Origin of the sequence: Acutalibacter sp. JLR.KK004, from assembly GCF_036941085.1 — a bacterium.
In the GTDB taxonomy this organism is placed as follows: Bacteria; Bacillota; Clostridia; order Oscillospirales; family Acutalibacteraceae; genus Acutalibacter.
On sequence record NZ_JAYMNQ010000001.1, the window covers coordinates 1,424,580 to 1,448,417 of the forward strand.

Below are 23,838 nucleotides of genomic sequence, written 5' to 3' on the forward strand. Positions count from 1 at the left end.
GCTTGCGGGAGAATTTTTGCAGGATTATTTGGTTTGACTTGCATTTTTGCCTCCCAAGGGCTATAATAGGGAAATAGGAAAAATCAGCCTGCGGCAGGCGGCAAAAGCCAAATGGACAGGCAAAGAAAGTGGTGTTGATTATGCAGGAAATCAAGATTGAACTGACAAAAAACCCAAAGGCAAAGCCCGCAGACCAGTCTAAGCTGGGCTTCGGTAAGATATTCACCGATCACATGTACATTATGCCCTATAATAAGGAAAAGGGCTGGCACGATCCCCGCATAGAGCCGTATCACAGCCTGGAGCTGGATCCTTCCGCCATGGTGTTCCATTATGGCCAGGAGATGTTTGAGGGGATGAAGGCTTACCGGGCGGAGGACGGCCGCACCCTGCTGTTCCGCCCTGACCGGAACATTGCCCGGGCCAACAATTCCAACCGGCGCATCTGTATCCCGGAAGTGCCGGAGGATGATTTTATGAATGCCCTCAAAACCCTGGTAAGCATTGAAAAGGACTGGATTCCCACAGCTCCTGGCACCTCCCTGTACATCCGGCCCTTTATCATCGCCACAGATCCCTTCCTGGGCGTGCGCCCTTCTGATACATATCTCTTTATGATCATTCTGTCCCCCTCCGGCGCATACTATGAAAGCGGCCTGGATCCAGTGAAAATCTGGATCGAAGATGACTATGTGCGGGCTGTGCGGGGCGGCATTGGCGAGGCCAAAACAGGCGGAAACTATGTGGCAAGCCTGAAAGCCCAGATGAAGGCCCACGAGGAAGGTTACTCCCAGGTGCTGTGGCTGGACGGCGTGGAGCGCAAATATATTGAAGAGGTGGGGGCCATGAATATCTTCTTCAAGATAAACGGCAAGGTGGTCACCCCCATGCTAAACGGCAGTATCCTGCCCGGCGTCACCCGGGCCTCCTGCCTGGATCTGTGCAGGCACTGGGGCATGGAGGTGGAGGAACGCCGCGTTTCTGTAGAGGAACTGGTGGCCGCCGCCAGGGACGGCTCCCTGGAAGAGTGCTGGGGCAGCGGTACCGCGGCTGTCATCTCCCCAGTTGGGGCCTTGCGCTTTGGGGACGAGGTGATGGAAATTTCCAGCGGGGGCATTGGCCCTGTAAGCCAGAAGCTTTATGACACTGTCACTGGCATCCAGACAGGGAAGGCAGAGGATCCCTTCGGCTGGGTAGTTGAGGTAAAATAAGGAATATACTATCCATAGATTTCCGGTTGTAAACGCTTGACAAACCATACAAAAAAGTGTTATAATCTTTTCACAAAAGAAGCTCGTGTGCGAGAAGCTTTTCGGCTTTTTTGCCATGGATTCCATGACACGCGGACAACAATTGGGTAATTGTAAATTTAGAGTGAGTATGGAGGGACTGGGTCAAAAGCCCAGTCCCTCCTGCTTTTTTCACGGCAATATTACCTGCGCATTTCAAAGCCCAGCCTTGGAACAGCCTGTGCCGCAACGCTGTTTCTTACGTTTTTCTTAGCAAGGTTTACAGGGAAAATGGGCTGTGCTATAATTCTCCATAGAAACAGATTCTAAGAGGAGAGTGGCTATGAAAGGAAAAGAGGGGGTGGCTCCCATGAAAAAGAAAAAGCGTATTCCTTGGAGCCTGCTTTATATTGCCGCGACTATTGTGGCAGTGGTGCTGTTTGGCGTGTTCAATCGGGAATTTGGCAACGTGTTTGCCACCATGGCTGGGCTTACGCCGGGATGGCTCAGTTTGGCGATTGTCATCACCGTTATTTTTTTTGGTTTTGAGGGGGGCATAATCCGCCTGCTTATGCGCAGCCAGCATATTCCTATGGGTTGGGGCAGCGGCATAAAAATCGGCCTTATCGGCATTTATTATTCCTATATCACCCCCAGCTCCACAGGGGGGCAGCCCATGCAGGCAGCATACCTGCGCCGGGACAACATACCTGTGGGCCTTTCCACTGCTGTGCTGCTGATGAAATTCTTCTGCTATCAGTGCGCCTTTGTGTTGTGTTCAATTGTGTTTTACGCCATGATGTACGGAAAGATTCAGGCGGAAAACCCAGGCATCCTCCCGCTGATCGTCTTGGGGCTTGTAATAAATGGCGGTTCCATTCTGTTTTTCGCCTCCCTGTTTATCAAGCCTGTCTTTCATGTAATCTGCCGTTTTGCCAAGTGGCTGGCTTCCCGGTTCCGCTTTCTGCGGGAACGCTTCCACCTGATGGAAACAATTGACAAATTCGAGGCCGATTTTGGCAGCTTTACCGACAATTTCAAGGAGAAAAAAGCCAGCGTCCTGTGGGGGATTGTGCTGTCCGTTCCGCAGTTTTTCCTGCAAATGAGCGTGATTTTTTTCATCTTCCGGGCTTTTGGATACCAGGACGCAAGCTATTGGGAGATTGTGGCAGTGCAAAGCCTTTTGCAGGTTTCTGTGTCTTTCATGCCCATGCCAGGTGCCTCCGGCGCCCAGGAAATCGGGTTTTCGTCCTACTTCCGGGGCTATTTCATCCATAACGATCTGTATGCCGCTGTAATGGTGTGGAGATTTTTCACTTATTACCTGGTTGTGATTGCCGGCGCACTGCTGGTTGTAGCCGATCAGTTCCTGTACCGCCGGCGGCAGCTCAGGGCTGGAGTACAGGAAAGTATGAGCGAAAAAAGATAGAATTTCTGTATTTATTAACTGTTTGCTTTTAAAAATTTTTACCTGTTTTTTTAGGGGAACGCATTGACAATTCCGAAAATATATTATAAAATATATCAAAGACAATGCCAAAGGGAAAAGTGTATCCCTTTTGGAAGGAACTAAGGAGAATGATGTAGCCCACCTGTTTAAGAAGGATTTGGCAGCCCGGCGCTGGCAGGCCGGGCAATTCTCTATTCGCTGCAAAGGAGTTGTCCCCCTTATGAAAAGAAAAAAGGCGCATCAGCTTACAAACTCTGAATTAATCCTTATGGAGATCCTTTGGCAGGCAGATCATCCGCTATGCAGGCCAGAGATCATCTCTGCCGCTGTAAACGAGCGGGGAGAGCCTTTGTTTGCTGTCAGTTCCTTTCATCTTCTGGTAAACGAACTGCTGGAGAAGGGATACATAAAAGTAACGAATGGTACAGGCCGGGGCCGGAAGCACGCCCGCAGCTACGCGCCCACCCTCACCCGCAATCAGCATTTTGCCTTGCAGATAGTCCAGTCCGGCAATTTTGCCCCTATGGATATTCCAGATATTGTGTGCTCCCTGCTGCAATATGCCAAGGTAGATGACGCTTCCATGGTGCTCCATAAAATTGAGGAGCAGGCCGAGCAGGTGACAGCGGCCTACTGATTTTTGTTTCAGCCTCAAATCAAGATCTTTACAAAAGCCGTTCCTTTGCAGGGGGCGGCTTTCTTATGCGAGATTCTATGCCCTATAGGCATATTTCTTTTGCTGAAGTATGGTTTATTATAGGAAAAAGGTATTTGCATAAAGTGGAGTAATATGGTATACTTTATCCCAGCCGCCAAGGGCGGAGGTTACAAAGAAGGGAGAAACGAGGTATGACAGAGCGGCTGTGGGAGATACTGTCAGATTCTTTCACAAAAATCCTGGTGCCGGGCCTGACCATGACCCTGCCCCTGACAGCAATCGCCTTTTTCTTTGCCATGGTGCTGGCCGTTTTTATGGCGCTGGCGCAGTTTGCGGGCGTGCCGGTGCTGAAGCAGCTTTCCAGGTTTCACATTTGGGTGTTCCGGGGTACGCCCCTGCTTTTGCAGCTCTATCTGGTGTTTTATGGACTGCCGGGTTTGGGCGTGATTATCGATCCCTTTCCGGCGGCAGTGCTGGTGTTCTCTTTAAACGAGGGCGCCTATTGCGCGGAAATCGTCCGGGCCGCCTTGGAGGCTGTGCCTGCCGGGCAGTTGGAGGCGGGCTATTGCGTGGGCATGTCCTATTTGCAGACCATGCGGCGTATTGTGCTGCCCCAGGCTATGCGCACAGCGTTCCCATCCCTGGCGAATTCCCTTATTGCCATGATGAAGGACACATCCCTGGCGTCTACCATCACGGTAACGGAAATGCTCATGTCCACCCAGCGCATTATTGCCCGCACTTACGAGCCTTTGGCCCTGTATATGGAGGCAGGCATAATTTACCTGCTGTTCTCCACGGTGCTGACAAAGCTGCAAAAGCTGGGGGAGAAGAGGCTCAGCGTATACACGGCGAAAGAGTCCATGATAATCCTGCCGAAAAGGAGGCCCCAGGCGAAATGGTGGAAGTAAAGGGCATCAAGAAGTCCTTTGGGGGCACAGAAGTGCTCAAAGGTGTAGACATCAAGGTGGGGCAGGGGGATGTGGTAGCCATTTTAGGCCCCAGCGGCTCCGGCAAAACCACCCTGCTGCGGTGCATGAATTTCCTGGAGCGCGCCCAGGCAGGCCAACTGGTGTTTGATGGGCAGGCCTATGATTTACATAAGGTTACGAAGAAGGAAATCGCCGCCATCCGCCGGAAAACTGCCTTTGTGTTCCAAAATTATAATTTGTTTTTGAATAAGACTGCCCTGCAGAATGTGACGGAAGGCTTGGTCATTGCCCGGAAGATGCCAAAGGATCAGGCCAGGCAGACGGCAGAGCAAGCCCTTGAAAAGGTGGGCCTTTCCGACCGGATGGATTACTACCCCAGCCAGCTTTCCGGCGGGCAGCAGCAGCGCGTAGCCATTGCCCGGGCGCTGGCAGCACAGCCGGAAATCATCTACTTTGACGAGCCTACCTCTGCCCTGGATCCAGAGCTTACAGGGGAAGTCCTTGCTGTCATGCGGCAGCTTGCAGAGGAGGGCATGACCATGCTGGTGGTCACCCATGAAATGGGCTTTGCCAGGAATGTATCCAGCCAGGTGGTATTTATGGAGGACGGCCTGGTGGTGGAATCGGCTCCCTCCAAGGAGTTTTTCCAAAGCCCCCGCTCCCAGCGCACCCAGGAATTTCTGCGGCTGGTGGGGCAGGAGTAACAGGCCGCGTTTTAAATTGCTATCCATAGAGATATAGTATATTTACCATTTGTGATTTCAGAAAGGAGAAACCATGATGAAAATGAAGAAGCTTTTGGCACTGCTGCTGGCCCTGTGTCTGACACTGGCCCTGGCGGCCTGCGGCGGAGAGGGAGGCTCCGCAAACTCAGAGCCTGCAGGCTCTGCCGCCTCCGGCGGGACAGAAGGGGATCTGCTGGCACAAATCCAGGGAAAGGGCGAAATAACCGTAGCCATGGAGGGCACTTGGGCGCCTTGGACTTTCCATGACGAGGACGACAACCTGGTGGGCTATGACGTAGAGGTTTCCCAGAAAATCGGGGAAAAGCTGGGGGTGAAGGTAAACTTCATCGAAGGCGAATGGGACGGCCTGCTGGCTGGCCTGGACTCCGGCCGCTATGATCTCATGGTAAATGGCGTCAGCGTGGACGAGGAGCGCAAAGAGAAGTATGATTTCAGCATCCCCTATGCCGCCAACCGTACCGCCGTCATTGTGAAGAACGAAAACGAGGACATCAAGTCCATGGAGGATCTGGAGGGCAAGCACACCGCCAATACCCTGAACAGCACCTATGCCAAGATTGCCGAAGCCCATGGGGCGGAGGTTACTGGCGTGGACGATCTGAACCAGACCTTTGAACTGCTGTTTTCCGGGCGCATCGACGCAACCCTCAATGACGAAGTGGCGTATTATGATTACATGAAGAACCATCCGGACGCAGACATTAAAATTGCCGTTTTAAGCGACGAGGCAGTACAGGTTGCCATTCCCATGCGCAAAGGCGAGGAAACCCGCACCCTGCGGGAGGCTGTGGACAAAGCCTTGGCAGAGCTGAAAGAGGACGGCACCCTCACAGAACTCTCTGAAAAATATTTCGGGGTTGATATCTCACAGGCAGAGTAAGGACGGGGCTTTAACAGAGGCTTCCTGCCCGGATAACCCTGATATGGAACCGCTTCCCGGGGCTTCAGCATGAAAAATGCTGCGGCCCCGGATTTTTGTAGGACTTTGAGAAAAAAATCACAAAAATTTTCCGGGGATTTTTTGGTTTGGCTCTTGTATTCTTGTGTAAAATGCATTAAAATAATGGTATACAAAACCCTATACCAATTTCAGGAGGTTTTACCAATGTCTGTTAAAGTTGCAATCAATGGTTTTGGCCGCATCGGCCGTCTGGCTTTCCGCCAGATGTTCGGCGCCGAAGGGTATGAGGTCGTAGCTATCAACGATCTGACCAGCCCCAAAATGCTGGCTCATCTGCTGAAGTATGACTCTGCCCAGGGCCGCTATGCTCTGGCCGACAAGGTGGAGGCCGGCGAGGACTCCATCACTGTAGACGGCAAGACCATCAAGATCTATGCTGAAAAGGATGCCAAGGATCTGCCTTGGGGCCAGATCGGCGTTGACGTTGTTCTGGAGTGCACCGGCTTCTATTGCTCCCTGGCAAAGTCCCAGGCTCACATCGACGCTGGCGCCAAGAAGGTTGTTATCTCCGCTCCTGCTGGCAGCGACCTCAAGACCATCGTGTACAGCGTGAACGAGAACACCCTGACTGCTGAGGACAAGATCATCTCCGCAGCTTCCTGCACCACCAACTGCCTGGCCCCTATGGCCGACACCCTGAACAAGTATGCTCCCATCCAGAGCGGCATCATGACCACTGTACATGCCTTCACTGGCGACCAGATGGTTCTGGACGGTCCCCACCGCAAGGGCGATCTCCGCCGCGCCCGCGCCGCTGCTGTGAACATTGTTCCCAACTCCACCGGCGCTGCCAAGGCTATCGGCCTGGTTATCCCCGAACTCAACGGCAAGCTCATCGGCTCTGCCCAGCGCGTGCCCGTACCCACCGGCTCCACCACTCTGCTGGTTGCCGTTGTCAAGGGCGAGAACGTGACTGTTGACGGCATCAATGCCGCCATGAAGGCAGCCGCTTCCGATTCCTTCGGCTACACCGAAGAGCCTCTGGTATCTTCCGATATCATCGGCATCACCTATGGCTCCCTGTTCGACGCCACCCAGACCATGGTTACCGAAATCGGCGACGGGCTGTATCAGGTGCAGGTTGTATCCTGGTATGACAACGAGAACAGCTACACCAGCCAGATGGTGCGCACCATTAAGTACTTCGCTTCTATCTAAAAGCTGGCGTAAGCCCTTTTTGGTAGGAATAAGAACCCCCCTGCGGACAAGCTCCGCAGGGGGGTTCTTTATATGAGCAACCATCGGCTTAGCCGGTGGTTGTTCATATAACGCAGAGCGGCCTGGAAGCTTTTCCAGGCCGCTCTGCGTTTTGCGTTTTCTTACACTGCCTTGCAGTCCACAGGTTCATAGCCTGCGTCCTTAACAGCGGCTGTGAGCAGCTCATCTGCCACATTCTCTGCCATCTCCACAGTGGCTTTTTTGGCCTCCAGATCTACGTTGACAGCAGTAACGCCGACAACGCCCTCCAGGGCTTTCTGCACATGGGACTGGCAGTGGGCGCACATCATGCCTTCAACAGTTAAAATTTTTTTCATGGTATTTGCTCCTTCCATAGTTGTATTAAGAATGGGTGTTTCCATAGGGCTTGCTGTTTTGGGGGGTATCTCCAGGGTGCGCGCCTTGTCTTTAAAGAACCGCAGGCGCAGGGCGTTTGCCACCACACACACAGAGCTTAGGCTCATGGCAGCGGAACCCAGCATAGGGCTTAGTTTGATGGCAAACAGGGGCCACAGCAACCCTGCCGCCACAGGGATACCCAGGACGTTATAGAAAAAGGCCCAGAACAGGTTCATGCGGATATTGCGGATAACGGACTTGCTCAGTTCAATGGCAGTGCATACGTCCTCCAGGGAGTTCTTCATCAGCACCACGTCGGCAGAGTCGATAGCAATATCCGTCCCTGCCCCGATGGCAATGCCGATGTCTGCCCGGGTGAGGGCGGGGGCGTCATTTATGCCGTCACCCACCATGGCTACCCGGCGGTTTTCTCCCTGCAGGCGGCGGATAACCGCCTCTTTTTCCGCAGGCAGCACATCGGAAACTGCCTCCTCAATGCCTGCCTGCTGGCGGATAGCCTGGGCGGTGGCCTTGTTGTCCCCAGTGAGCATAACCACCCGCAAGCCCATTTTGTGGAACCGCTCTACTGCCCGCAGGCTGGACTCCCGCAGGGAATCTGCCACAGCGATAACGCCGGCAAGCTTCCCGGCTTTCACAAAGAACAGGGGTGTTTTGCCCTGCCTGGCAAGGGCTTCTCCCTGGGCCGCAGCGCTGTCTGCCTCAATGCCCTGCTCCCGGAGAAAGGCCAGATTGCCTGCCAGGCACAGTTCCCCTTGGATTTCAGCCTGCACGCCCCGTCCGGCAGTGGCGGAAAAATCTTCCGCCTTGTAGGGGGTGATGCCTTGGGATTTGGCATATTCGGTAACAGCCTGGGCTAAGGGGTGCTCGCTGCCTGTTTCCAGGGCGGCGGCAAGAGCTAGGAAACTGGCGGGGGAGAGGGTGTCGTCCAGCACCTGCACATCCGTGACGGCAGGCTTGCCGCTGGTGAGGGTGCCGGTTTTATCCAGCACAATGGTATCCACCCGGTGCAGGTTCTCCAGGCTTTCCGCCGACTTTACCAGGATGCCGTATTCTGCCGCCTTGCCTGTGCCCACCATAATGGCAACCGGCGTGGCAAGCCCTAAGGCGCAGGGACAGGAAATTACCAGAACGGCAATGGCGCAGGAAAGGGAGAACTCAAAGGTCTGCCCAGCTATGAGCCACACAATGGCAGTCACCAGGGCAATGACCATGACGATGGGCACGAACACCCCGCTGATTTTATCCGCCAGCCGGGCAATAGGCGCTTTGGTACTGCCCGCCTCGTCCACCAGACGGATGATTTGGGCCAGAGTGGTGTCATCGCCCACCTTGGAAGCGCGAAAGTGAAAAGAACCGTTTTTGTTTATGGTGGCGGACAGCACCGGATCCCCGGGGCCGCGCTCTACAGGCAGGCTTTCCCCGGTAATAGCCGACTGATCCACATACCCGTGGCCTTCTGTCACCACGCCGTCTACAGGCAGGCTCTCCCCGGGGCGTATTACCACAATATCCCCTGCCTGCACCTGCTGGGCAGGTATAACGGTTTCTGCGCCTTCCCGCAGCACTGTGGCGGTTTTAGGGGCTAAATCCACCAGCTTGTCTAAGGCGCCGCTGGTTTTGGCTTTGGAGCGGCTTTCCAGATATTTGCCCACTGTTACCAGAGTGACAATCATGGCGCTGGACTCAAAATACAGGTCGTGGGCATATTGGTGGACAAGGGCCATATCGCCATGCCCAAAGCCCCAGGCCATGCGGTACAGGGCGAAAATGCCATACAGCAGTGACGCGCCAGAGCCTACCGCCACCAGGGAGTCCATGTTGGGGCTGCGCTTCCACAGGGAACGCAGGCCGCCGGTGTAAAACTTCCGGTTAAGCACCAGAATGGGCAGGGTGATGAGCAGTTGGGTCATGGCGGAAACAAGGGCGTTTTCCATGCCAATGAGGAATGAGGGCACAGGCAGGCCCATCATGGCCCCCATAGCCACGTACATGAGGGGCACGAGCAGGATGACCGAGAGGGTAAGCCGCTTTTTCATGGCAGCCTGTTCCTCCTCTGCGTCCTGCTGGCGTTTTTTCCACTGGCTCTGGAAATCCCGGCCGCTTCCGTCCCCGCCTGGGGCAGGGGCCTCCGCCGGTTCCGCCCCATAGCCTATCTCTGTCACAGCGGCGCAGATATCCCCTTCTGCCACTGCGCTTTCGTCAAAGGTGACCTGCATCTGGTTTTTCAGCAGGCTCACATCCACCTCCTGCACGCCGGACAGCTTCTGCACCCGGCGGGTGACATTGGCCTGGCAGGCGGCGCAGGTCATGCCGGTTACGCGGAATTTCTCTGTTGTCATATGTTACCCCCTCATTTCAGTTTTTTAATCAGGCCCAGGGCCTCCTCCAGGATTTCCATATCCCCGGCCCGAACCCCTTCTGCCACGCAGGTTTCCATGTGTTCCTGCAAAACTGTGTAGCCAAAGCTCTGCAGGGCGCTCTCCACAGCCGCCACCTGGGTGAGGATGTCGCCGCAATAGCGGTTTTCCTCCAGCATTTTGCTGATGCCCCCTAACTGCCCTGCTATGCGGCTCAGGCGGTTTTGCAGTTGCCGGAGGGTTTCCGGGCTGCGGGGGGAGGACTTATAGCGGCAGCAGTTTTTTTCCGCTTCTCCCATAGATATCCCTTCCCTCTCATAAGCTTGGTGCGTGTCAAAATACCCTGTGGGGGTATTTGGCAATTTCTATTATATACCCCTTAGGGGTATTTTGCAAGGGGTTTTCAAAAAAAATTGCAGAAGTCCTAGAGTCTGTTTTAAAACCAGAGAAATGCCAGTATTTTTGTTCAGGGCAGGCGGTTTCAAGGCAAAAACCGCAAGAAATACTTTCGTATTTCGAGGATTTTTAACACAGAAACCGTTTGTCACTGGACAAAAAGACGGTTTTTTGGAGTTTTAAGACAAACTCTAGGAAACCATGCAAAAGGCGGCATAATCCTTTTACCAGCAAAGGAAAGGGAGGGGGCGGCCCCTCCCTTTTTATGATGCGTTTGTCAGGAGGCTTCCGATTCCTCCTTTGGCAGCAATGGAGGCAGGATGCCGGATTCCTTCAGGAAGGCGTACAGCATACACAGGCCCATCACATAGAGCAGCATCCAGAAGCTGCCGCTGACCAGGGAAAAATACACTGCCGCCAGCATGGCAAGGGGATGGATTTTTGTGGTGGACGCCACCAGCTTTGGCTCCATTACCTGCCGGATGCAGGTGATGGTAACCCACCCGATGAACAGCCCCAAAGCCTTCCAGTATTCCCCAATAAGCACCTGATACACGGCAAGGGGGGTAAACACAATGCCCGGCCCCAGCACAGGCAGAAGGTCTGCGGCGGCGGTGATAAGGCTGGTAGTGAGGGGATAGGGGATATGCAGAAGGGACAGGATTACGCAGGTTTCGCAGAATGTGATGAAGTATAGAAAGAGATAGGAGAGAAAGTATTTCCGCCCTGTCCCCGCAGAGCTTTCTAGCCCGCCTTTCACCTGCTCTGCGGTGCTGTCGCTGAGGATCCGCCGCACCCAGCCTCGCAGCCGCCCCATATCCCGGGAAAAGCAGAAGGTGGAAAACCCCGCCGTCAGCACCAGTGCCAGCAGGGTGGGCAGGGAGGTGACCACCCCCAGCAGCGCCCGGAGGAAAGAGAGCACCAGATCCATGCTGCTTTTTAAAAACTCCATCAATTCTTCCTGGTTGCGCTGGAAGAATTCCATGTCAAGCTCTGCAAAAAAACTGTTCACCCGCTGGAAAAAAGCTTTCACTGCCGGGGAAAACTCTGGAAACCCGCCGCTAGAAGCCTTCACCAAAAAGGAGATGGCCTCCCGGATGCCGAAAAAGGCCACCAGCCCGGTGAGGGCTGCCGCTGCCAGCAGGGCAAGGGCCGCCCCCCAGGCAGAGGCGGCAGCATGGGAGCATTTGCAGTGCTTTTCCAGAAAAGCAATAACTGGCTGCACTGCCGCAGCCGCCAGCAGGCCCAGGAGGAAGGGGAGGGAATAGAAAAAGGTTTTCACCCATAGGAAAAAGCCCAGGGAATACAGGGCAAAAAACACCAGCAGAGGCAAAAGCCGCCGCAGTTCGCCTTTTTGAAGCACAGCCGCGCCTCCTTTCATGATGGGCTGATATACAAAAGAGTATGCCCTCATAGAGCACAAAAATGCCCTCCAAGCCCGAAGGCCTGGAAGGCATCCTTTGAAGGAGGTTTTTAGTTTTCTGTCTGGTTTGCCACAGCTACTTTTCTTTGCCGGTAAGCAGCCAGTCCACAGAGACGTTTAGGATGTTGGACAAAGCCAGCAGCTCCATGTCTGTGACAAAGCGCAGTTGTCCTTCCAGCTTGGACAGGCCCGAGGCGTTTAAATCTACGCCGCGCACCTGTAGCTGGGCTAAAAGCTCCTTTTGTTTCATGCCCTGGCTTTTACGGGCAGACTCTACTCTGGCACCTACCAAGTTTTTTGAGCCCAAGGGCTGGCTGCGCAATCTCATAGCTATACCCTCTTTTCCCAAAAAGTTTCAGTATCCTACCCATATTATAAGGAAGGGGAACGGGGAAATCAATCTACTTTAAAGAATTATACCAGAAAAATTTTAGAATTTATACAGTTTGTTTCCGCATACCGCGCCTTTCTTTTGCAAAGAAAATAGTTTTGCAAAACACACTGTACTTTTTGCCAAAAGCTGGTATAATAGAAACGGTAAAAATCGCTTTATAAACCTTGTATCTTTAGCTCTCTATGCTCTGCATAAAGAAAGGAAGGGCAAAACGCCATGGGAAAAAATTTTACCGGCAATGAAAGAAATCTGACTATGCTTACAGACTTTTACGAACTGACAATGGCAAACGGCTATTTCCAGAACGGCTTGGAGGATGCCATCTGTTATTTTGATATGTTTTTCCGCAAAGTGCCTGATAACGGCGGCTTTGCCATTATGGCAGGCGTGGAGCAGCTTGTGGACTATCTGCGCAACCTGCATTTTTCTGAGGAGGATATTGCATACCTGGCGGGCAAGCATATTTTCTCCAAGGAATTTTTAGAATACCTGCGCAATTTCAAATTCCAGTGCGATGTGTGGGCTGTGCCCGAGGGCACGCCTATTTTCCCTGGCGAGCCGATTGTAACCGTGCGCGGCCCGGCCATCCAAGCACAGTTTGTGGAAACCATGGTGCTTTTATGCATCAACCACCAAAGCCTTATTGCCACCAAGACCAACCGCATTGTCCGGGCTGCCCAGGGCCGGGCTGTGATGGAGTTTGGCTCCCGCCGCGCCCAGGGCTTTGACGGCGCGGTATACGGCGCCCGGGCCGCCTTTATCGGCGGGTGCGCAGGCACCGCCTGCACCATCAGCGACCAGCTTTTCGGCGTGCCGGCACTGGGCACCATGGCCCATAGCTGGGTGCAGCTTTTCGACAGCGAATACGACGCCTTCAAGGCATACGCGGAGGCATATCCCCAGAACTGCGTGCTGCTGGTGGACACCTATAACGTGTTAAAGTCTGGCGTGCCCAACGCCATAAAGGTATTCAACGAAGTGCTGGTGCCCCAGGGATTCCGGCCCGCTGGCATACGCATTGACAGCGGCGACATCACCTATCTTTCCCGCAAGGCCCGTAAGCTTCTGGATGACGCAGGCTTTGAGGACTGTGCCATCTGCGCCTCCAACTCCCTGGACGAGTATATCATCCGGGACATGCTGATACAGGGCGCCAGGGTGGACTCCTTCGGCGTGGGCGAGCGGCTTATCACCTCCTCCTCAGAGCCTGTGTTCGGCGGCGTGTATAAGCTGGTGGCAGTGGAAAAGCCGGACGGGCAGGTAATTCCTAAAATTAAAATCAGCGAAAACGTGGCAAAAATCACTACGCCCTGCTTTAAAAACGTGTGGAGGCTTTTTGACAAGGAGACGGACAAGGCCATTGCCGACGTGATAACCCTCCACGATGAGATTATTGACGATACAAAGCCTTACACCATCTTCGACCCCAACCACACCTGGAAGCGCAAAACTGTCCAGAATTTCTATGCCGTATCCCTGATGACCCAGATTTTTAAAGGCGGGGCCTGCACCTACACCCCCCGGGCCTTGAAGGCCATTAAGGCATACTGCATGGCCCAGGTGGACACGCTTTGGGAAGAAGTTACCCGGTTTGAAAACCCCCATACCTACTATGTAGACTTGTCCCAGAGCCTGTGGGAGGAAAAGAACCGCCTGCTTTCTGCAAAATCCTGCTAAAAGCCGCGCCCTCCCCTTGACAAAGGGCAGTGCGCCGTATTAGACTAGATGTGAGCAAACCAGACAGTTGCGGGCGCTTTGCGAAAGCGGGCGTCTGAGGAAAGTCCGGGCTCCACAGGGCAAGGATAACGGCTAACGGCCGCCGGGGGCGACCCCAGGGAAAGTGCAACAGAGATATACCGCCGGGGGGAAACCCCGGTAAGGGTGGAAAGGCGAGGTAAAAGCTCACCGGCGCGCAGGAGACTGCGCGGCCCTGTAAACCCTATCCGGAGCAACACCGTGGCAGGACGGCAGTTCAGTCTGCAAGCGCGGCCCGCGCGTCCTATGGAGGTGGCGAGAGCCTGCTGGCAACGGCAGGCCAAGATAGATGACTGTCCGCGACAGAACCCGGCTTACAGGTTTGGTCACAAGAAAGGCCGCCCCTGTGCCCTTAAAAGGCATGGGAGCGGCTTTCCTTCTAAAAAAGCTCCCTGGCTTGTTGGCCAGGGAGCTTCTTTTTTATAGATTATGAGGTACAGCAGGTGGGGAACACAAAGCCGTAAGTATTTTTCTTGTAATTCGGATGGCTTGAGTTTGCTTCCTCATAGTTGCCGAAGAAGAATATCTTGCATTCCGCCAGCCTGCGGCGCAGCAGCCCCACATAATGGGTGCCGTTGGAAGTGTGCCACTGAAGGAAGTTATAGGCCAGCACCGTGGAATCCACATAGTTCAGGTCGTGGATGGGATTGGAAAGGTTCAGGTTCACATAGCCGGCAGGCATCCAGCCTGTGGTGGAGCCATAGGTCACCTTATACCACACTTCCTGCTTGGTGCTGCTGGAGAAGCGTTTATATTCCCGCACCGTTACGGTGCTGCCTCCAGGCACAGTAGCCAGCCGGGAGCTGGTAATATCCGCAGAGGAGAAGAGAAGGCCATTGCCTACGTTCAATTTGCCCGAATAGGTTTTCATCCCCAAATCGCTGGGGGGCACCACAGCGTTCAGGATGACAGCGGGGGTATAATAGCTGCTGGGGTTCAAGGTATTGCCCCCGCAGTTGTACACAAAGCTTACCAGGGCGTCATACTGGGCCTGGCTCATGCGCACGCCATATTTTGTGCGGAAATTATTGACCGTAGAGCCATAGTTGCTGTTTACCTGCTCGACCAGCAGGGCATAAGCCTCTGCTTCCGTCAGGGTGTTATAAAAGGTTTTGTGCAGGTTCACGACATACCCATGGCCCACAGTGGGATGCTTCCGGTTCGCCATGTCATCCTCAATCTCCCACACGTTCCCCTCAAAGCTTTTAATCTGATCCAGGATTGCGCGGCTTGGCAGGCGGGTTTCGTTTGTAACGGTGGTGGAGGCGGCGGCGGTGACAAGCAGGTTAAACTCCTTGTAATCTGTCGAGAAAGCGCCGCTGCTGTCCTGGGAATAGGCCCGGAGGGTATAGGAGCCTGCCATGCTGAAGGACATATTCTTTTTGAAAACGCGAACCGTATTGTCCGGCAGGCCATAGCTGGACTTGCGTGTTTGGGTTTCATATTCGGAAACATTATACGTTCCTTGGGCAGGGCCTTTTACAATCTCAAACCGCACAGCACTGCGGCTGGTGTCCGTTACAGCCACCAGGTTGCAGGGCGTATTGGTGGTTACTGTGTTTGCGTCATTATAGGCATACCGGACAGATTCCGGGGCAGTAACCGTAACAGCGCAGGACACTTTCGTGGTTCCGGCCCTGTCTGAGAAGGTGAGCGTGGCGCTGCCGGGCTTTTTGCCGTATATCATGGCCCCATGTTCTGTTTTGTTGTAAGGGACAGTATAGCCCACCTCTGCCACGCTGGGATCGCTGCTGCTCCACACCATAGCGTCCATGCCCTTTGTAACGGAGGCATCCAGCCGGAAGGTCTGGTATTGGTGCAGGGAAACCCTGCCGGTAGAAATTTTCGCCCCATCCCCTGTAACAGGCAGATCCCCGCCGCTGCCATTGGCAAGTTCGATATAATCGGAATGGACATACCCCACCCGGCTGTTGCTCATACGGATCTGCACCCAGGGCCAGGAGGCGGTATCCACAATGGTAAGCAGAGTACCCTGGGCCACAGTGGTGATAACGGCGCCGCTGGGCTTATCCCGCACATTCAACCCGATATCGGCAGTCACCTTCACTGTGTCGCCTTTTTTAAAGGGACGATCATCAGGAGGGGGATCTACCATGGAGTCCACAGGCTTGGCGGCCTCGGCAATCTCCAGATAGGCCCAGTGGGAAGAGGGCACGTCATAGAATTTCTGCTGTGCCCGGTCTTTGGCGAAATCTTCGTCCCGGCGCTCCAGGGCAGAGTTCATGATTTTCACTGCCTGGCAGCGGGTGATAGGCTTGTCCGGGCCAAAGGTGCCGTCCTCAAAGCCGGTTATCCAGCCCTTTGCCACAGCGGAAGCGATGTAGGGATAAGCCCAGTGGCCTTCCACGTCAGGGAAATTTACGGCGCCAGACTCCAGCGCAAAACAATTGGAGAGGGCTGTGACGTATTCAGCGCGGCTGATAGGGGCAGTGGGATCAAAAATATTCCCGCCCTTGCCCTGGAAAACCCCGGCCGCTGCCACTGTGTTGATAGCAGGGCCCCACCAACTGGAAAAGGGCACGTCGGAAAACTGGGACTGGGAGACAGGGGGCTTTGCGGCCAGAAGGTTATAAAACATATAAGCCACCTCGCCTCGGCTCATATTGTTGTCGGGCTTGAAAAGCGCCCCTTCATAGCCGGAAAGATATGTATTGTGCCCGCCTGTCACCAGCAGGGAAGAGGCGTCCAGCGGCGCTTTTTCTTCCGGGTTTTCCTCGTCAGGCTCTTCTTCCTCTCCTGGATCATCCTCCCCGCCCGCAGGCTCGCTGCCCTCAGGCTTGGAGGGGAGGGGAGATTCCTCCGGCTGGCTTTCCGGCGGTTCCTCTTCAGGGCTGGAGGAAGTTCCCTCCAGATCTTCCAACTGGGAGGTGATGGCGGAAACCTGGGAGGATAAATCCTCTGCCGCCAGAACCGGCAGCCCTGCCGTCAGCATAAGCGCTGCCAGCAGCAGGAGCAAAGCCCGCTTTCCCGTTCTCTTTATCATCTGTTTCACTGTATACCTCCATATGTAATGCCTTGTTTCAAAATGGCATGATACATATATTATATACGAAAGATTACAAAAATGCAATCTTCTTGACGGGAAATTGTAAGATTTTCCACGGAAATTCACAAAAAAAGCGGCTTTATCCCCACTTTTGCCCGGTTTTTCTGCCATTTCAGAACAAATCAGCAGGAAAAAAGAAGCGTTCCCCCATCCGCAGGACAGGGGAACACGCAGCAGGAATCCCTATTTTTTGCGCACAAAGGCCTTTTTGGGCATGCTGCAAATGGGGCAGATCCAGTCTGGCGGCAGCTCCTCAAAGCCAAAATTGGGATCGCTGTACACATAGCCGCATACGGAGCAGACAAAGCTTTCCCCGCTTTTGCGATCGTGGCCCTGGGCCGGAGGCAGATAGCCAGGGGCCTTTTTGGGAGCGGCCCCGCCCAGCTCCTTGATATAGTAGTCATAAGTCATGGGGACGCCCTCGGCCTCATCGCTGCCGGCAATAATTTCCGCCACGAACAGCTTCTGGTTCCCAGCGGGCAGCATATCCTTCACGCGGCACAAAAACCAGCAGCAGGTGTTTTCCTTGATAACCGGCACCCCTTCATGGAGCACCCGGTGGCGGATGTTCTCCAGCTTATCCGTCCCCCGGCCGGAAAGATAGCCCAGCGCCCCGATTACGGCGGCAGGGGTTTCCCGGCTGAGCACAGAAATGCTGAAGATGCCTGTCGCCTCCACGCACTGGCAGCTAAAGCTGTCCTGGTGCAGGCTTAAGGCCACCAGGGGCGCGGCAGAAGGCGTAGCCTTTGTAATCTGCATCAAGGAACTGACAATGCAGGCGTTTGTACGTGTGCCGTCCTGTACGCCAATGGCATACAGCCCGTAAGAAAGATTTTCTAATACCAGGGGTTTCATAATGTGTACCTCCGTTTCCCCAAATCATGTACTATTCAGATGGCGCTCTACAATATAATACAGCCTGGCGGCTTTTCTTATGCATGGCTGCCTGGGAGCTTTAGCTTCCTCCCTTTATCCTGTCCCAATAGGCTTTAAAGCCCTGCTCGTTCTTGTTGTCTCCATATTCATAATATTTCGCCCCCAGAAGAGCGTCCGGCAGATACTGCTGGGGAAGCCAGTGGTGGGGCGCGTTGTGGGGATACTGGTAAAACTGCCCTTTGCGGGCCACTTCGGCGCTGTCATAATGCTTGTTCTGCAGGTGCCGGGGGATGGCCCCTGTGTTCCCTGCCTTTACATCTGCCAGGGCGGCTGCATAAGCGTCGTGGGCGGAATTTGACTTGGGGGCTGTGCTTACCAGCACCACCCCGTCGGAAAGGGGGAGGGCAGCTTCCGGCATTCCCACCATCATGGCCGCGTCCACACAGGCCTTGACAATAGGGATAATCTGGGGCCAGGCCAGGCCCACATCCTCGCAGGCGCATACCATCAGCCGCCTGCACACAGAGGGCATGTCCCCGGCCTCCAGCAGCCGGGCCAGATAGTGCAGGGCCGCGTCCGGGTCAGAGCCGCGCATGGATTTCTGGAAGGCAGAAAGGATGTCGTAATGCTCGTCCCCGGCCCGGTCATACCGCAGAGCGCTTTTCTGGGTAAGCTCCCGGGCGCTTTCCAGGGTCACCCGGACAGGCCCGCCGTCCCCGCCGCAGGCCAGCACACACAGTTCCGCAGCGTTCATGGCCTTGCGCACGTCGCCTCCGCAGGCAAAGGAAATGTGCCTGCACACCCCTTCTTCCAGCTCCAATTCCTGGCCCAGATCATCAGCCAAAATGGAGAAGGCCCGCTGCACCGCCTTTTCCACCTCCTCCCGCTCCACAGGCTTGAACTCAAACACAGTAGAGCGGCTTAAAATGGCGTTATATACATAAAAATAAGGATTCTCTGTGGTGGAAGCAATCAGCGTTACGCTTCCGTTTTCTATGCACTCCAGCAAGGTTTGCTGCTGCTTTTTGTTAAAGTATTGGATTTCGTCCAGATACAGCAGCACCCCGTTTATCCCTTCAAAAGTGCCTGTGCTCTGCACAGCCTCCTTGATATCCGCAGTGGAGGCTGTGGTGCCGTTAAGCTTTACCAAGTGCCTGTCCGTATTTTTGGCGATAATGGAGGCCACTGTGGTTTTGCCCACGCCGGAAGGCCCGTAAAAAACCATGTTGGGCACCTGCCCGGATTCGATAATCCGCCGCAGGGCCTTGTCGGGACCTAAAATATGCTTTTGCCCCACCACCTCGCTAAGGGCGGCGGGCCGTATCCTGTCTGCAAGGGGCTGGCCCATTTCCTATCTCCCTCCCACCTAATGTCCCTCTATATTATCCGGAAAGGGCGCGCTTTCATTTAAATAAAGGATATAGCAGTTGGTAAGCTCTGCCGGGGCGTCCAGCTTATCAAAAAAGGAGAGCGCGTACCGATCCTTTTTATGTTCCCTTTTTATAACGCCTGCATCGGCAATCCAACAGCTCCAGCCGTCTGTAAAGCGGAAGAAGGGTTCCAGCCTGCGGGTTATCCCGTCCCTCTCCAGCTCTGTCCGAAACAGCACGACAGACAGCATATCCACATGGTTGCCTGTGCCGCTGGTGTTCCCTGTTTCAGAACAGGAGCCAAGGATTTCCACAGCAGGCAGCTCCTTCTCCAGCGTCTTTTCCAGTCGGCTGGTCTGCATGCTGGTGGCAATATGGTTTACCACCATGCCTATAAGCTCATATGCCGCAAACAAGGTGAAAAGGAATACCGGCACACAGGCAACCCCGATAGCGATGCGTTTAAAAAGCCGCATATTCCTCTCCATTTCTATAAGCTGTTGTTGCTTTTTCTTTTTAGTATACCATATGTTGACAGGAATTGCAAAACATTCGGTCGAAAATATCGCATTTTTTCCTGCCGTCTCTGAAAGGAACAGGTGGCAAGGCCGGCCCTCTGCTTTTTCAGAAATAATCATAAAAAAGAATGCGGTTTGATGTTGCTTTTTGGAGGGCTGTATGCTATAGTTATCGCAGTTTAGAAGAAGCGGACAGCTTCTTCTGGACAGGCGGCACAGCCGCTTCAAATAACCCCATATAAGGAGGCTCCCTATGGACCCCATTTCCATCCCCCGTCCCGAACACCCCCGGCCCCAGTTTTACCGGGAAAGCTGGCGCAGCTTAAACGGCGCCTGGCAGTTTGATTTCGATTACAGCGATTCTAAAAAGGCCCAGGGCTGGGCTGAGAAAGACAGCCTGCCCCTTTCCATTACAGTGCCCTTCTGCCCGGAAAGCAGCCTTTCCGGCCTTGGCGCCACAGATTTTGTAGACGCGGTGTGGTACCGCCGGGAGGTTGCCCTGACGGAACAGGAACTGGAGGGCCGGGTGCTCCTCCACTTTGGCGCAGTGGATTACCACTGCGAGGTGTTTGTAAACGGACAGGCCGCAGGCTCCCATGATGGAGGCTATACCTCCTTTACAGTGGACATCACAGAGGCAGTCCATGCTGGGGAAAATGCTGTCACCGTATACGCTTCCGACCATCTGCGCACCGGCAAGCAGCCCTCTGGCAAACAGAGCCATCAGTTTGCTTCCTTTGGCTGCTTCTACACCCGCACCACAGGCATTTGGCAGACGGTCTGGCTGGAGTTTGTACCGAAGGTATACCTTGCCTCCCTGGAGGCCGTTCCCGATCCGGACAACGCCTGCGTCCACCTGCGGGCTTTCACCAATGTTCCCGCTTCCGGCATGAAGCTGCGGGCTGCCGCTTCCCTGGAAGGCAGGGAGGCAGGGGAGGCTGCCGCCGCCTGCACAGGCTCCTGCACCGCTTTCACCCTGCCCCTGTCCGAAACAGCCTTGTGGGAGCCGGGTTCCCCCAGGCTTTACGATCTGGCCCTCACCCTGGAAAGCGGGGAAGGGAAGGCGGCGGACAAGGTGTCCTCCTATTTCGGCCTAAGGAAAATCGAGCTGCGGGACGGGGCCATCCAAATCAACGGCAGGCCCGTGTTCCAGCGGCTGGTGCTGGATCAGGGCTTCTACCCCGACGGCATTTACACAGCCCCCTCAGACGAGGCCCTGCGGCAGGACATCCGGCTCTCCATGGAAATGGGCTTCAACGGGGCCAGGCTTCACGAAAAGGTTTTCGAGGATCGGTTCCTTTACTGGGCCGACCGTATGGGCTACCTGGTGTGGGGCGAATTCCCCAACTGGGGCCTGAACATATCGGAGGCTGACGCCCTGTGTACAGTACTGCCCCAGTGGCTGGAGGAAGTGAAGCGGGACTTTAACCATCCCGCCCTCATCGGCTGGTGCCCTTTCAATGAAACCTGGGACTTTAACGGCCGCCCTCAGGACGACCGGGTGCTTTCCGGCATCTATTATGCCACCAAGGCCGCCGATCCCACCCGGCCCGTCATTGACACCAGCGGCAACTTCCATGTTGTCACAGACATCTATGACGTACATGATTACGAGCAGGATCCGGAAGTGTTCTACAAGCGCTATGCGGAAAACCCGGAGCCATATGAGAACTATCCCCAGCGCCAGCGGTATGGGGGCCAGCCCTATTTTGTCAGCGAATACGGCGGCACCTGGTGGAACGCGGAGGAGGCCGCCACCCAGCGGGTGCGCATGGAAAACGGCGAAGGCGGCCTGACCGGCTGGGGATACGGCGCAAGGCCCCTTACAGAGGAGGAAGCAGGCAAGCGCATTGCGGCCCTCACCAAGGCCCTGTTGGACGATCCCAAAATGTGCGCCTATTGCTACACCCAGCTCACCGATGTGGAGCAGGAGCAAAACGGCCTGTACACCTATGACCGCAAGCCCAAGTTCTCGGAGGCGGTCTATCGGGTGATACGGGAAGGCTTTGCGGCCCCGGCGGCAATCGAGAAGAAGTAAAGGCAGCACCGCCATGCCCGGCAGGCTGGAAAACAGGGGAGTGTCCAGACAGCGCGTTTTATATCTGCAACGCAAAACTGCGGGACTCCGTCCCACACCCTGCAACCCCTTTTAAAAAAGGGGTTGATCCTAAAACCAATTTCTTAAAATTAATAAATTTCTTTTAATTAACTCTTCGCTTTAGACACTTCCGGAAAATAACATATAACTAACAAAAGGACAAAAAACCAGGCGCTCCGCCATAAAAGGGGTGCGCCTGGTTTTATATGCAGGTTTTGAAAGCATTCCGGCAGGTTTTCGCGTGCAGCTTGGGGTTAAGGCATGTTTAAAAAATTGAAAGCCTTGTCTTTTTGCCCATAATCAGCCATTTTTGCGTCAAAAATTCGTCATTTCCTCTATTTTCAAACAGGCTCTAGTCCCCGTGGACAAGGGCCAAAAATTCCTCCGCGCTGGCCTGCGCCCGGTACAGGGTATCCTCCTGGCCTACATAGTAGAAGTCCACAAAATCCCCGTTGATATCCACCACCGCCTGCAGCGGTTCTTGGGTGCCTGGGGTTTGAATTTCCAGCAGGAAGTCCGGGTAATAGGCGAACAGGGCGGGATCCTTTTCCAAGGGGGTGGAATTCTCCAGCGCTGCCTGGAAGTCTGTAATGCGCTGGTAGGTTTCACCAGAGCCGGCGCTCAGGTGTACCAGCTTCAGCCCGTTGCCATAGCCTTGGGAAAGGTTCAGGCGGGAGGCGGACTCGCAGCCGGAAAGCAGAAGAAGCAGGGAGAAAAGGCATAAGCTAAAAAGCAGTTTTTTCATAGGCAGATTTCCTTTTTATTAAGCAAGTGAAGGAAGCGCTCCAGTGGCTTCCCATGTCTCATTACCATGTTTATATTGTACCTGCTTTCCGGGAAAAAGTCAAATATCCAGATGGAATAATCTGGCGGCGTTTTTCCAGGCGATATTTTCCCGCTCCTCCTCCGTCAACTCTGCCGCCCCCAGCAGGGCAAGCTCCTCAGGCACAGTGCTCCAGGGGCAGTCTGTGGCGAACAGCACGCGTTCCGGGCCATGGAGGCGCACAAGCTTTGTAAACTGCTCCGGCGTAAGGAAGCGGGAGGCAAAGGCTGTGTCAAAATACACGTTCTCCTGCCCGCAAAGGTATTTGGCGGCGTCCTCCGGCTGCTCCATGCCGCCCATGTGGGCCGCGATAATGGTCAGCCCCGGGAAACGGCGGGCAACACGCGCCACAGCGGCAGGGTGGCAGTGGACAAGATAGGGGGAATAGGGATCCCGCCCTGTGTGGAAGGCCACAGGAAGGCCCAGCTTTTCCGCCTGGGCATAGAGGGGCAGGGCACAGGGATCCTCTATGAAAAACGCCTGGTAGTCCGGGTGAAGCTTTACGCCATGCAGCCCCAGCGCCTTTATGTGTTCCATTTCCTCTAAAGCGTCTGGCGCGGTGGGGAACACGCTGCCAAAGCAGAACAGCTTTCCCTGCTGGCTCTGTGCCGCGAAATTGTTCACAGCAGCCTGCTGGCGGGGGCTGGTGGCAATGTGCAGGGCCATGGCGCCGGCAAAGGAATTTTCCTCCTGCCAGGCCTCCATTTTTGCCAGGGTGCCCGCCCTGGTGCCGTCGCTGTAATAGGGGCACCCGCAGGTGCGGGAGAGCTGGGGCAGGGCTTTGCCTGCCAGCTTGTCCGGAAAAAAATGGACATGGGAATCAAAAAATTTCATACGCGTGCCTCCAAGTCAAAGAAAGGCCCACCGCCTGCTGGCGGAAGGCCTCTCCAAAACGTATTTATCAGTCGCTGGTGTAGGGGAGCAGAGCCAGATGGCGCGCACGCTTAATTGCCACCGTAAGTGCCCGCTGGTGGCGGGCGCAGGTGCCGGTAACACGGCGGGGAAGGATCTTCCCGCGCTCGGAAATGAAGCGGCGCAGCTTGGCCACATCTTTATAGTCGATGAATTCAGCCCGGTCTACGCAAAAGCTGCATACCTTTTTGCGCCCCTTGCGTCCACGGCGCACTTCTCTTTCAGGTCTATCTGCCATAGCCAAAAAGCCTCCTTTACAGTATCTTGATACAGAATCGTTGCAAAACAGCGCTTG

The 23,838-nt window shown here is 54.7% G+C and carries 20 protein-coding genes and 1 other RNA gene; 10 read left to right on the plus strand and 11 right to left on the minus strand.

Annotation, left to right across the window (positions count from 1 at the left end):
- The first annotated feature begins 140 nt into the window (after nucleotides 1-140).
- The 7 genes from VSQ30_RS07880 to gap all read left to right on the plus strand — a co-directional run bounded on the left by VSQ30_RS07880 (nucleotide 141) and on the right by gap (nucleotide 7,134).
- Nucleotides 141-1,211, plus strand: coding sequence for a branched-chain amino acid aminotransferase (locus tag VSQ30_RS07880; RefSeq protein WP_334463216.1), 1,071 nt, complete (start codon nucleotides 141-143; stop codon nucleotides 1,209-1,211).
- 361 nt (nucleotides 1,212-1,572) lie between these two features.
- Nucleotides 1,573-2,658: a lysylphosphatidylglycerol synthase transmembrane domain-containing protein gene (locus VSQ30_RS07885; RefSeq protein ID WP_334463217.1), complete on the plus strand. Its 1,086-nt coding sequence runs from the start codon at nucleotides 1,573-1,575 to the stop codon at nucleotides 2,656-2,658.
- A 241-nt stretch (nucleotides 2,659-2,899) separates the two neighbouring features.
- Complete coding sequence (locus tag VSQ30_RS07890) at nucleotides 2,900-3,316, plus strand: BlaI/MecI/CopY family transcriptional regulator (protein WP_160641431.1); 417 nt, start codon at nucleotides 2,900-2,902, stop codon at nucleotides 3,314-3,316.
- A 212-nt stretch (nucleotides 3,317-3,528) separates the two neighbouring features.
- Complete coding sequence (locus VSQ30_RS07895; protein WP_160641430.1) at nucleotides 3,529-4,248, plus strand: amino acid ABC transporter permease; 720 nt, start codon at nucleotides 3,529-3,531, stop codon at nucleotides 4,246-4,248.
- A complete protein-coding gene (locus VSQ30_RS07900; protein ID WP_334463218.1) occupies nucleotides 4,236-4,973 on the plus strand; it encodes an amino acid ABC transporter ATP-binding protein in 738 nt (245 codons plus the stop codon). Before VSQ30_RS07895 ends, VSQ30_RS07900 begins: the two co-directional genes overlap by 13 nt.
- 73 nt (nucleotides 4,974-5,046) lie before the next feature.
- Nucleotides 5,047-5,895, plus strand: coding sequence for a transporter substrate-binding domain-containing protein (locus VSQ30_RS07905; protein WP_237076132.1), 849 nt, complete (start codon nucleotides 5,047-5,049; stop codon nucleotides 5,893-5,895).
- Nucleotides 5,896-6,120: 225 nt separating this feature from the next.
- Nucleotides 6,121-7,134 carry a type I glyceraldehyde-3-phosphate dehydrogenase gene (gene gap / locus VSQ30_RS07910; protein ID WP_160641428.1) on the plus strand — a complete coding sequence of 338 codons (1,014 nt, stop codon included), beginning with the start codon at nucleotides 6,121-6,123 and terminating at the stop codon, nucleotides 7,132-7,134.
- 161 nt (nucleotides 7,135-7,295) lie between these two features.
- On the opposite strand, the gene VSQ30_RS07915 is transcribed toward gap, so the two are convergent.
- From VSQ30_RS07915 to VSQ30_RS07930, 4 genes are all read right to left on the minus strand, one after another.
- The gene (locus tag VSQ30_RS07915) at nucleotides 7,296-9,893 is read right to left on the minus strand and encodes a heavy metal translocating P-type ATPase (RefSeq protein WP_334463220.1); all 2,598 of its coding nucleotides are present in this window, start codon (nucleotides 9,891-9,893) and stop codon (nucleotides 7,296-7,298) included.
- An 11-nt stretch (nucleotides 9,894-9,904) separates the two neighbouring features.
- Nucleotides 9,905-10,210 (minus strand): metal-sensing transcriptional repressor, encoded by a 306-nt coding sequence (locus tag VSQ30_RS07920; protein WP_160641426.1) that lies wholly within the window; start codon nucleotides 10,208-10,210, stop codon nucleotides 9,905-9,907.
- Between the two features lie 374 nt (nucleotides 10,211-10,584).
- Complete coding sequence (locus VSQ30_RS07925) at nucleotides 10,585-11,670, minus strand: AI-2E family transporter (RefSeq protein ID WP_334463221.1); 1,086 nt, start codon at nucleotides 11,668-11,670, stop codon at nucleotides 10,585-10,587.
- Between the two features lie 136 nt (nucleotides 11,671-11,806).
- The gene (locus VSQ30_RS07930; protein ID WP_160641424.1) at nucleotides 11,807-12,058 is read right to left on the minus strand and encodes a helix-turn-helix domain-containing protein; all 252 of its coding nucleotides are present in this window, start codon (nucleotides 12,056-12,058) and stop codon (nucleotides 11,807-11,809) included.
- 282 nt (nucleotides 12,059-12,340) lie between these two features.
- Here VSQ30_RS07930 and VSQ30_RS07935 point away from each other — a divergent pair, with 282 nt between their 5' ends.
- Both VSQ30_RS07935 and rnpB read left to right on the plus strand, forming a co-directional pair.
- Nucleotides 12,341-13,801 (plus strand): nicotinate phosphoribosyltransferase, encoded by a 1,461-nt coding sequence (locus VSQ30_RS07935; RefSeq protein ID WP_237076131.1) that lies wholly within the window; start codon nucleotides 12,341-12,343, stop codon nucleotides 13,799-13,801.
- 51 nt (nucleotides 13,802-13,852) lie between these two features.
- An RNA gene (rnpB, locus tag VSQ30_RS07940) (RNase P RNA component class A) lies at nucleotides 13,853-14,212 on the plus strand.
- Nucleotides 14,213-14,306: 94 nt separating this feature from the next.
- Here rnpB and VSQ30_RS07945 read toward each other — a convergent pair.
- From VSQ30_RS07945 to VSQ30_RS07960, 4 genes are all read right to left on the minus strand, one after another.
- Nucleotides 14,307-16,883, minus strand: a complete 2,577-nt coding sequence (locus tag VSQ30_RS07945; protein WP_334464826.1) for an S-layer homology domain-containing protein — start codon at nucleotides 16,881-16,883, stop codon at nucleotides 14,307-14,309.
- A 246-nt stretch (nucleotides 16,884-17,129) separates the two neighbouring features.
- Nucleotides 17,130-17,801 (minus strand): flavin reductase, encoded by a 672-nt coding sequence (locus VSQ30_RS07950; RefSeq protein ID WP_160641422.1) that lies wholly within the window; start codon nucleotides 17,799-17,801, stop codon nucleotides 17,130-17,132.
- A 100-nt stretch (nucleotides 17,802-17,901) separates the two neighbouring features.
- Nucleotides 17,902-19,170, minus strand: a complete 1,269-nt coding sequence (locus VSQ30_RS07955; RefSeq protein ID WP_160641421.1) for a replication-associated recombination protein A — start codon at nucleotides 19,168-19,170, stop codon at nucleotides 17,902-17,904.
- 18 nt (nucleotides 19,171-19,188) lie between these two features.
- Entirely contained in the window at nucleotides 19,189-19,668 is a 480-nt protein-coding gene (locus VSQ30_RS07960) for a hypothetical protein (RefSeq protein WP_334463226.1), read from the minus strand.
- A 295-nt stretch (nucleotides 19,669-19,963) separates the two neighbouring features.
- Between VSQ30_RS07960 and VSQ30_RS07965 the strand changes: the two genes are divergently transcribed.
- Nucleotides 19,964-21,748 (plus strand): glycoside hydrolase family 2 protein, encoded by a 1,785-nt coding sequence (locus VSQ30_RS07965; RefSeq protein ID WP_334463228.1) that lies wholly within the window; start codon nucleotides 19,964-19,966, stop codon nucleotides 21,746-21,748.
- Between the two features lie 412 nt (nucleotides 21,749-22,160).
- On the opposite strand, the gene VSQ30_RS07970 is transcribed toward VSQ30_RS07965, so the two are convergent.
- The 3 genes from VSQ30_RS07970 to rpsR form a co-directional block, all read right to left on the minus strand.
- Entirely contained in the window at nucleotides 22,161-22,553 is a 393-nt protein-coding gene (locus VSQ30_RS07970; protein ID WP_334463229.1) for a hypothetical protein, read from the minus strand.
- Nucleotides 22,554-22,652: 99 nt separating this feature from the next.
- Nucleotides 22,653-23,465 carry an amidohydrolase family protein gene (locus tag VSQ30_RS07975; RefSeq protein ID WP_334463230.1) on the minus strand — a complete coding sequence of 271 codons (813 nt, stop codon included), beginning with the start codon at nucleotides 23,463-23,465 and terminating at the stop codon, nucleotides 22,653-22,655.
- Nucleotides 23,466-23,532: 67 nt separating this feature from the next.
- Nucleotides 23,533-23,781 (minus strand): 30S ribosomal protein S18, encoded by a 249-nt coding sequence (rpsR, locus tag VSQ30_RS07980; protein ID WP_160641416.1) that lies wholly within the window; start codon nucleotides 23,779-23,781, stop codon nucleotides 23,533-23,535.
- Between the last annotated feature and the right edge of the window lie 57 nt (nucleotides 23,782-23,838).

Coding starts and splice junctions, on each gene's coding strand:
- VSQ30_RS07880 (WP_334463216.1), top strand. CDS start 141: ATGCAGGAAATCAAGATTGAACTGACAAAAAACCCAAAGGCAAAGCCC.
- VSQ30_RS07885 (WP_334463217.1), top strand. CDS start 1,573: ATGAAAGGAAAAGAGGGGGTGGCTCCCATGAAAAAGAAAAAGCGTATT.
- VSQ30_RS07890 (WP_160641431.1), top strand. CDS start 2,900: ATGAAAAGAAAAAAGGCGCATCAGCTTACAAACTCTGAATTAATCCTT.
- VSQ30_RS07895 (WP_160641430.1), top strand. CDS start 3,529: ATGACAGAGCGGCTGTGGGAGATACTGTCAGATTCTTTCACAAAAATC.
- VSQ30_RS07900 (WP_334463218.1), top strand. CDS start 4,236: ATGGTGGAAGTAAAGGGCATCAAGAAGTCCTTTGGGGGCACAGAAGTG.
- VSQ30_RS07905 (WP_237076132.1), top strand. CDS start 5,047: ATGATGAAAATGAAGAAGCTTTTGGCACTGCTGCTGGCCCTGTGTCTG.
- gap (WP_160641428.1), top strand. CDS start 6,121: ATGTCTGTTAAAGTTGCAATCAATGGTTTTGGCCGCATCGGCCGTCTG.
- VSQ30_RS07915 (WP_334463220.1), bottom strand. CDS start 9,893: ATGACAACAGAGAAATTCCGCGTAACCGGCATGACCTGCGCCGCCTGC.
- VSQ30_RS07920 (WP_160641426.1), bottom strand. CDS start 10,210: ATGGGAGAAGCGGAAAAAAACTGCTGCCGCTATAAGTCCTCCCCCCGC.
- VSQ30_RS07930 (WP_160641424.1), bottom strand. CDS start 12,058: ATGAGATTGCGCAGCCAGCCCTTGGGCTCAAAAAACTTGGTAGGTGCC.
- VSQ30_RS07935 (WP_237076131.1), top strand. CDS start 12,341: ATGGGAAAAAATTTTACCGGCAATGAAAGAAATCTGACTATGCTTACA.
- VSQ30_RS07945 (WP_334464826.1), bottom strand. CDS start 16,883: ATGATAAAGAGAACGGGAAAGCGGGCTTTGCTCCTGCTGCTGGCAGCG.
- VSQ30_RS07950 (WP_160641422.1), bottom strand. CDS start 17,801: ATGAAACCCCTGGTATTAGAAAATCTTTCTTACGGGCTGTATGCCATT.
- VSQ30_RS07955 (WP_160641421.1), bottom strand. CDS start 19,170: ATGGGCCAGCCCCTTGCAGACAGGATACGGCCCGCCGCCCTTAGCGAG.
- VSQ30_RS07960 (WP_334463226.1), bottom strand. CDS start 19,668: ATGCGGCTTTTTAAACGCATCGCTATCGGGGTTGCCTGTGTGCCGGTA.
- VSQ30_RS07965 (WP_334463228.1), top strand. CDS start 19,964: ATGGACCCCATTTCCATCCCCCGTCCCGAACACCCCCGGCCCCAGTTT.
- VSQ30_RS07970 (WP_334463229.1), bottom strand. CDS start 22,553: ATGAAAAAACTGCTTTTTAGCTTATGCCTTTTCTCCCTGCTTCTTCTG.
- VSQ30_RS07975 (WP_334463230.1), bottom strand. CDS start 23,465: ATGAAATTTTTTGATTCCCATGTCCATTTTTTTCCGGACAAGCTGGCA.
- rpsR (WP_160641416.1), bottom strand. CDS start 23,781: ATGGCAGATAGACCTGAAAGAGAAGTGCGCCGTGGACGCAAGGGGCGC.